Origin of the sequence: Streptomyces sp. 378, from assembly GCF_030124145.1 — a bacterium.
Lineage (GTDB): Bacteria > Actinomycetota > Actinomycetes > Streptomycetales > Streptomycetaceae > Streptomyces.
This window is the reverse complement of the sequence record NZ_JASKMS010000051.1, coordinates 22,182-29,352: the sequence shown is the minus strand read 5'-3', so window position 1 is coordinate 29,352 and position 7,171 is coordinate 22,182. Positions and strand designations below refer to the sequence as shown.

At 72.1% G+C, this 7,171-nt stretch carries 6 protein-coding genes; 2 read left to right on the top strand and 4 right to left on the bottom strand.

Translation table 11 applies throughout. The annotated features are described in order from the left end of the window. Positions 1 to 196 precede the first annotated feature (196 nt). The gene (locus QNO09_RS37910) at positions 197 to 781 is read right to left on the bottom strand and encodes a flavin reductase family protein (RefSeq protein ID WP_283974779.1); all 585 of its coding nucleotides are present in this window, start codon (positions 779 to 781) and stop codon (positions 197 to 199) included. Positions 782 to 1,126: 345 nt separating this feature from the next. Between QNO09_RS37910 and cdgB the strand changes: the two genes are divergently transcribed. Together cdgB and QNO09_RS37900 are read left to right on the top strand one after the other, a co-directional pair. Continuing rightward, a complete protein-coding gene (cdgB, locus tag QNO09_RS37905; RefSeq protein WP_283974778.1) occupies positions 1,127 to 2,785 on the top strand; it encodes a diguanylate cyclase CdgB in 1,659 nt (552 codons plus the stop codon). 117 nt (positions 2,786 to 2,902) lie between these two features. After that, positions 2,903 to 3,850: a carbohydrate-binding protein gene (locus QNO09_RS37900; RefSeq protein ID WP_283974777.1), complete on the top strand. Its 948-nt coding sequence runs from the start codon at positions 2,903 to 2,905 to the stop codon at positions 3,848 to 3,850. 7 nt (positions 3,851 to 3,857) lie between these two features. On the opposite strand, the gene QNO09_RS37895 is transcribed toward QNO09_RS37900, so the two are convergent. The 3 genes from QNO09_RS37895 to QNO09_RS37885 form a co-directional block, all read right to left on the bottom strand. Next, on the bottom strand, positions 3,858 to 4,787 hold the full coding sequence (locus QNO09_RS37895) for a 1-phosphofructokinase family hexose kinase (protein WP_283974776.1): 930 nt from the start codon (positions 4,785 to 4,787) through the stop codon (positions 3,858 to 3,860). A 120-nt stretch (positions 4,788 to 4,907) separates the two neighbouring features. Next, positions 4,908 to 6,143, bottom strand: coding sequence for an N-acetylglucosamine-6-phosphate deacetylase (gene nagA, locus QNO09_RS37890; protein WP_283974775.1), 1,236 nt, complete (start codon positions 6,141 to 6,143; stop codon positions 4,908 to 4,910). Then, positions 6,143 to 7,084, bottom strand: a complete 942-nt coding sequence (locus QNO09_RS37885) for an ROK family protein (RefSeq protein WP_283974774.1) — start codon at positions 7,082 to 7,084, stop codon at positions 6,143 to 6,145. The genes nagA and QNO09_RS37885 overlap by 1 nt, the downstream gene beginning before the upstream one ends. Positions 7,085 to 7,171: the final 87 nt, after the last annotated feature.

The following is a 7,171-nucleotide window of genomic DNA, read 5'->3' as shown; positions in this document are numbered from 1 at the left end:
CAGGGGGGACCCCCAGAGCACGCACCGAACGCCGCTCCTTCTCCCACGGAGATCCATCAGAAGGGGCCTAGGCCGGTGCCCTGACGCCCAGGACTCGACGGCGAACCGGCCGTCCCCCTGCCCTGCTCCTCGGCCGCGATGTGAGGTTCGCGGGGCTGATTTCCTCCAGCCGGCGGCCGGTCGCCGGGTGATGTGCTCAGCCCAACTGTCGGTACCGGCCCCGGAAGTACGCCAGGGGGCCGCCTTCCGCGCTCGGGGCCCGGGCGGTCAGGACGCGGCCGATGACCAGGGTGTGGTCGCCCGCCCGGACGCGCTGCTCGGTGCGGCACTCCAGGACGGCCAGGGCGCCGCCGACCAGCGGGGCGTGGCTGTACTCGCCGCGTATGTACGGGATGTCCGCGAACAGCAGACGGTCGCTGAGGCGGCCCTTCATCGCGAAACGGCCCGCGATGTGCCGCTGGCTCTCGGAGAGGACCGAGACCGCCCACAGCTCCTGCTCCTCCAGCAGCTCGTCCATGCGGGAGCCGTCACGCAGGCTCACCAGCACCAGGGGCGGATCCAGCGACACCGACATGAAGGCCGTGGCCGTCATGCCCACGTCCTCGACATCCGGCGCCGAGGGGTCGTCCGGGTCGAGCGAGGGCTCCTGCGCGGTCACCAGGACCACGCCCGAGGCCAGCCGGGACATGGCGGCGCGGAACTCGTCGTTGCTCACCCCCTCAGCATGCCCGGAGAGGGGCGACGGAATGATCGGGGACGTGGCGGCGGGAGTTTTCGGCACGGTCAAACGCTAATCTCCGCCGTGCGCGCCCCGCATCGGGCTCCCGCCCGATCAGGGTCTTAGGACTCGCGACGGACATCGGCGGTCCGGCGACGGGCACGACGGGCACGACAGGAATACGGGTGCGCAACCCGACAAAGTCCGCGTTCGGTGACCGCATGTGAAGAACGCAGAAACTCCACTCAATTGTTCAGCTTTGCCTGTGACTTGAGTCACAAGGGGCAGGAATTGTTGACCCTGTGTACCGAGTGAGCAGCGCGCTGTGATTCAGTGGCGGGGAAGCTGCCAGGACGATACGCCGACGAGACCCTTGAATCGCTGCGAGTACTCGGGGGGAGGGCGAGCATGGAGACCGAGTCGGAGCCCTACGTCCGTCTTGCGTCCCTGCGACAACTGCACCAGGTCATGGCCGACATGAACACGGCCCGCAGCCTGGCGGACACACTGCAGACCGTCGCGGAGGGCGTCGTGGCGGCCCTCGGGTACGAGCTGGCGTGCGTGAACCTCGTACGGCCGGACGGCGACCTCGTCGTCGCCGCCTTCGCCGGGAACCCCGCCGCCGAGGCCCTCATCACCGGCCGGGTCGGCTCGCGCGACTCCTGGGAACGCCGCCTCGGCATGGGTGAGCACTGGGGCGACCTGGTGTTCATACCGCACACCGAGGGCTGGGTCCTCGACGACGACGACGTCCCGCAGTGGTACACCGACGGCCCCGCCCCCCGCTTCGAGGACGAGTGGCACCCGGCCGACCGGCTCTTCGCCCCCATGTACGCGCCGGGCCCGCAGGGCAGCGCGGCCTGCGGCGAACTGATCGGCGTGCTCTCCGTGGACCGGCCGCGCAATGGCCGTCGGCCCGGAGCATGGGGCCGCGAGGCGCTCCAGATGTACGCCTTCCAGGCCGCCATCGCGATCAGCAACGCCCGGCTGCGCGCCAACATGCAGCGCGCGCTGGTCCGCCTGGAGCGCGAGCAGCAGGCGCTGCGGGCGAGCGAGGAAAGCTTCCGGCAGGCCTTCGAGTACGCACCGTCCGGCATGGCCATCGCCGAGATGGGCGGCGACCAGCACGGCCGGATCCTGCGCACCAACGACGCCCTGTGCCGGCTGCTGGGCCGCCCGGCCTCCGCGATGCGCCGCTACTCGTTCTCCGACCTGGTCCACCCCGAGGACATAGGCACCCTGCTGCGCACCTCGGCGGAGGGCGGACGCGCGGAGCTCCGCCTCGGCCGCCGGGACGGCACCTACGTCTGGGTCAGCCTGCGCAACAGCGTGGTCGCGGACGCCGCCGACGGGCCGCGCTTCCTCCTCACCCACGTCGAGGACATCGAGGAGCGCAAGCGCCGCGAGCTCCAGCTCGCCCACCGCGCCTCGCACGACTCGCTCACCGGCCTGCCGAACTCCGCGGAGCTTCGCTCCCGCCTGTCCGCCCGGCTCTGTCAGCGCGCGACGGCCCCGCACTCGGTCGTGGAGTCCGTCGACGCGGCCTACGGCCATTCCACGTTCGACGTGGTCGGGCCCGGCTTCGACTTCCGGCAGGGCGCCGAGACGTTCGACGCCTACGACCACCATGTGCACACCGTCGCCCCGGACGGGGACCACGACGACGGCACCAAGGGCCTCGCCGTGCTCTTCTGCGACCTCGACGGCTTCAAGTCGATCAACGACCGGTTCGGGCACAACGCGGGTGACGCGGTGCTCATCGAGGTCGCCCGGCGGCTGAGCAACGGCGTCCGCGACGGTGACACGGTCGCCCGGCTCGGTGGTGACGAATTCGTCATCCTCGCCGACGGGCTCGGCCGCGCCGACGCCCAGGACCTCGCGGTCCGGCTGCGCAACGAGATCATCCAGCCCATCCGCGCCGAGGGGCGGGCCGTCCGGGTGGGCGCCAGCTTCGGCATCGGATGGGCACACTGTGGAATGACGGCGGACGAAGTGTTGAAATCCGCTGACGAGCGGATGTACGTCGAGAAACGATCTCGTCCCAAACAACACAGACGCGCCGGGTGAAGCCCAGGTCAGTGAGTTGATGCGGTCTGAGTCACCCTTTTGGGTGTCCGGGAGCGGGTAGGCTCGCTTACTCACCCGTGTACCGCATGCACCGCACCTGACTGAGGAGACCAAGGGATGACGCCCGGCAACAACGGCGCGAGCACGCCCGAGGACGACGACCCGTTCGGCTATCTCTACGCCGACGGGCAGGCCAACGGAGCCCAGCCGCCGTCCGGGGGCTACGGCTACCCGAACTCCGTCAACCGAGTGCGAGCGGTCGGCACGCGCCCCTACGGCCAGCAGCAGTCGCAGGCCGCGCCCTACGGCCAGGTCCCGCAGCAGCAGGGTGGCTACAACCGGCCGAACGCGCACTACGCGGCGCCGGAGACGCTGCCGGGTGGTGCGCAGACCGCACAGCACCAGATGCCGGCCGGCGGCGGTGGCGGCCGGGGCGGCCGCGGCCCCAACACCAAGGGCCTGCTGATCGGCGCGATCGCGGTGGTCGCCGCGGTCGTCATCGGCATCGGCGTGGCCATGCTGGGCGGCGACAAGGACAAGAACGACGCGTCCGACAAGGTGGGCACGAACCCGACCCAGTCCGAGGAGTCGAAGCCGAGCCCTTCGCCCAGCAAGGCCGGCGAGAGCAAGGTCGACCTGCCCGCGATCGACGCCAAGGCGCTGCGACTCGGCGGCGGCGCGACCCTCGCCCAGGACGTCAAGGGCGCCCAGGCCGACGGCGGCATCTACGTGGGGAACCTCAACCAGGTCGGCTCCTCCGTCACCTGGACCGTCAACAGTGTCCCGAAGGCCGGTGCCTACACCGTCTTCGCCCGCTACAGCACGGTGGACGAGGACCAGAAGATGACCCTCACCGTCAACGGCAAGCCGTTCGGCAACAAGCTCAACCTGGGCAACTTCACGCACACCTCGGACGGCGACTTCGCCAAGGGCTGGACGAAGACCTACGCCTGGCCGACCCTGAACAAGGGCACCAACACGATCACGCTGTCCTGCGAGGACGGCGACAAGTGCAACGTCCTGCTGGACCAGCTGTGGCTGAAGGCGGGCCAGGTCAAGGACTGAGCGCGGCCTAGGCGGCGCTGACCTCCCCCGACACCGTCACCCGCCCCAGCGACTCCTCGTACACCCCCCGGTCGAACTCCCCGGCGACCGGGGCCGTCACCGTCGCCGCTGCCAGGGCCGTGGCCCGGGTGAGGCGGGTTGGCCAGGGGAGGTGTTCGGTCAGGGCGGACAGCAGGCCGGCTACCACCGCGTCACCGGCGCCCGTCGGGTTGCCGCGTACCGGGGTGGGCGGGACGGCTCGCCAGCGGCCCTCGGGGGTGACCGCGAGCAGGCCCTCGGCGCCGAGGGTCGCGACCACCGCGCGGGCGCCCCGGCGGCGGGCGTCCTGGGTGGCGCGCAGGGGCTCGTGGGAGCCCGTGAGCTCCGCCAGTTCGTCGGTGTTCGGCTTGATCATGTCGGGGCGGGCCGCGACGCCGCGGCGCAGGGCTTCGCCGCTCGTGTCCAGGAGGACCGGGACCCCGGCCGCCCTGGCCGTCCGGACCAGGCCCGCGTAGGCGCCCACCGGGACGCCCGGCGGCAGGCTGCCGCACAGGGCCACCGCCGACGCCGAGGGGAGCAGGTCCGCGTAGGCCTCCTGGAAGGACGACCACTCGGTGGGTGTGACCAGGGGGCCCGGCTCGTTGAGTTGCGTCGTGTCGCCGGTGCGCTCGTCGACCACGGCGATGGTGCGGCGGGTCGCGCCGGAGATCGGGACGAGCGCGTCCACCACCCCCGGCACCGCCGCGAGCCTCTCCCGCACGACCCGGCCCGTCGCCCCGCCGGTGAACCCCGTGACCGCCACCTCGTGCCCGAGGGCCGCCAGCACCCGGGCCACGTTCACGCCCTTGCCGCCGGGGCGTTCGATCACCTCGGAGACGCGGTGGGAGGCGTGCGGCCTGAGCGACCCCACGCGGTAGGTGATGTCGAGAGCGGTGTTCAGCGTGACCGTGAGGATCACCTGGGCCGACCTCCCCCGATGTGCTTGCCGACGTGAATGTGCGGATAGTCCGATCATGCCAAAGAGACGGCGGTCGGCCCAGTCCTGGAGTCGGCCGCCGGCTCTCGACTGCGGGATGGATCAGCCCAGTTGCGGACCGACCACCCATTCCCCCCGGCGCATGACGCCCTTCAGCTCGTGATCGGCGTCCAGGAGCAGCAGGTCGGCGTACTTCCCGGGCTCCAGTGAGCCGATCGTGTCGTCCATGCCGAGCAGGCGGGCCGGGTTGGCGGACAGGGCCGTCACGGCGTCCTCGACGGACAGTCCGTCGACGGTGACCGCCCGCTGGAAGGCCCGGTCCAGGGTGAGCGTGGAGCCGGCGATCGTGCCGTCCTCCACGAGACGGGCCACGCCGTCCGCGACCTCCACCTCCAGCGGGCCCAGCCAGTAGCGTCCGTCGCCGAAACCGGCCGCGTCCATCGCGTCGGTGATGAACGCGACCCGGTGGGCGCCCGCGTGGTGGAACGCCATCCGGAGCGCGGCGGGGTGCAGATGGGTGCCGTCGTTGATCAGCTCGACCGTGATCCTTTCGTCCTCCAGGAGCGCGGTGACCGGGCCGGGGGAGCGGTGGCCGAGCGGGGGCATCGCGTTGAAGAGGTGGGTGGCGACCGTGGCGCCCGCGTCGATGGCCTCCACCGTCTGCTCGTAGCTGGCGTCCGTGTGGCCGATCGCCGCGATCACGCCGTGGTCGGCGAGGAGACGTACGGAGTCGAGGCCGCCGGGCAGTTCGGTGGCCAGGGTGACCATTTTCGCCTGGCCCCGGGCCGCGTCGATCAGCTTGCGGACCTCCGCGGGGTCCGGGTCGCGCAGCAGGGCCTCGGAGTGGGCGCCCTTGCGGCAGGGGGAGATGAACGGGCCCTCGAAGTGGACGCCGGCGATCTCGCCCTGCTCGGCCAGTTCGCTCAGCAGGCCCGCGCGCCGGGTGAGGAAGTCCATGTCGCCGGTGACGGTGGAGGCGACGAGGGTGGTCGTGCCGTGCACGCGGTGGGTGTGGATGCCCTTGAGGATGTCCTCGGCCGAGCCGGAGGTGAAGGAGGCTCCGCCGCCGCCGTGGTTGTGGAGGTCGACGAAACCGGGGATGACGTAGTGGCCGGTCACGTCGATGACGTGGGCGTTTTCGGGGGTTGCGGCGGCGATGCGGGTGCCGTCGATCACCAGCCGGCCGTTTTCGACGGTTCCTGTGGGGAGTACCACTGTCGCGCCGGTCAGGACCGTCGGGTGTCCGGCCGTCGCGGGGTGCGGGTGCGTCGTGACTGGTCGCGCCCCGCGGCGCAGCCGCACATCGGCGCTGTCCCGCACCCCTGAGTCCGCTGCCATCAGGGCGTTACCTCCGTACGGTCGGTGTGGTCGAGGAGATCCCACGCCAGGAGCCCGGCGCCGAGACATCCGGCTGTGTCGCCCAGCGCCGCGGGGACGATCGACGGCTGCTTCTGGAAGGTGATGCGACCGCGGATGGCCTCCCGCAGGGGTGTGAACAGCGTTTCCCCCGCTTCCGCCAGGCCGCCACCGATGATCACGGTGCGGGGATCGAGCAGAGTCAGGGCCGTGACCAGGCCGTCGGCCAGGGCGTCGACCGCCTGCTGCCAGACCGCCGCGGCCTTCGGGTCGCCGGAGTCCACCGCCTTCGCGCAGTGCGCCGCGTCCGCGTGCGGATCGCCCGAGGCGGCGGCCCAGGCCTCGCTGACGGCGGCCGCCGAGGCGAAGCGCTCCAGGCAGCCGTGCTGCCCGCACGGGCAGGGCGCCCCGCCGGGGCGTACGACGATGTGGCCGATCTCGCCCGCGAAGCCGTGCGCGCCCGCCTCGACGCGGCCGTCGACGCCGATGGCGCCCGCGATGCCGGTGCCCAGGGCCACGAACAGGAACCGGTCCGTGCCCCGGCCCGCGCCGAGGCGGCCCTCGGCGAGGCCGCCGGTGCGCACGTCGTGGCCGAGGGCGACCGGGGCGCCCAGCCGCTGCGCCAGCAGGTCGCGCAGGGGGACGTCGCGCCAGCCGAGGTTGGCCGCGTAGAGCGCGACGCCGCGCGCCTCGTCGACGATGCCGGGGACGGCCACACCGGCGGCGCACGCGGGCGTGCCGAACCGCTCGGCGCCGTACGCGCGCAGCTCGGCGGCGAAGTCGAGGATGCCCGCGACGACGGCGTCCGGGCCCTGGGCGCGCCCGGTGGCCCGGCGGGCCCGGTGCAGGACCTCACCCCCGGGCCCGGCCAGCGCGGCCTTCATTCCGGTGCCGCCCACGTCCAGGGCGATGACATGTCTCACGGGGAACAGTGTGACCCGGGGACCCGCAAGAGGTCTAGTCCACTCACGTGGTGTAGACCTTGTTCCGGATATCGAAATGTTTCGGCG

Excerpts from the sequence above, each read along its gene's own strand:
- cdgB (WP_283974778.1), top strand. The coding sequence starts at position 1,127 with ATGGAGACCGAGTCGGAGCCCTACGTCCGTCTTGCGTCCCTGCGACAA.
- QNO09_RS37900 (WP_283974777.1), top strand. The coding sequence starts at position 2,903 with ATGACGCCCGGCAACAACGGCGCGAGCACGCCCGAGGACGACGACCCG.
- nagA (WP_283974775.1), bottom strand. The coding sequence starts at position 6,143 with ATGGCAGCGGACTCAGGGGTGCGGGACAGCGCCGATGTGCGGCTGCGC.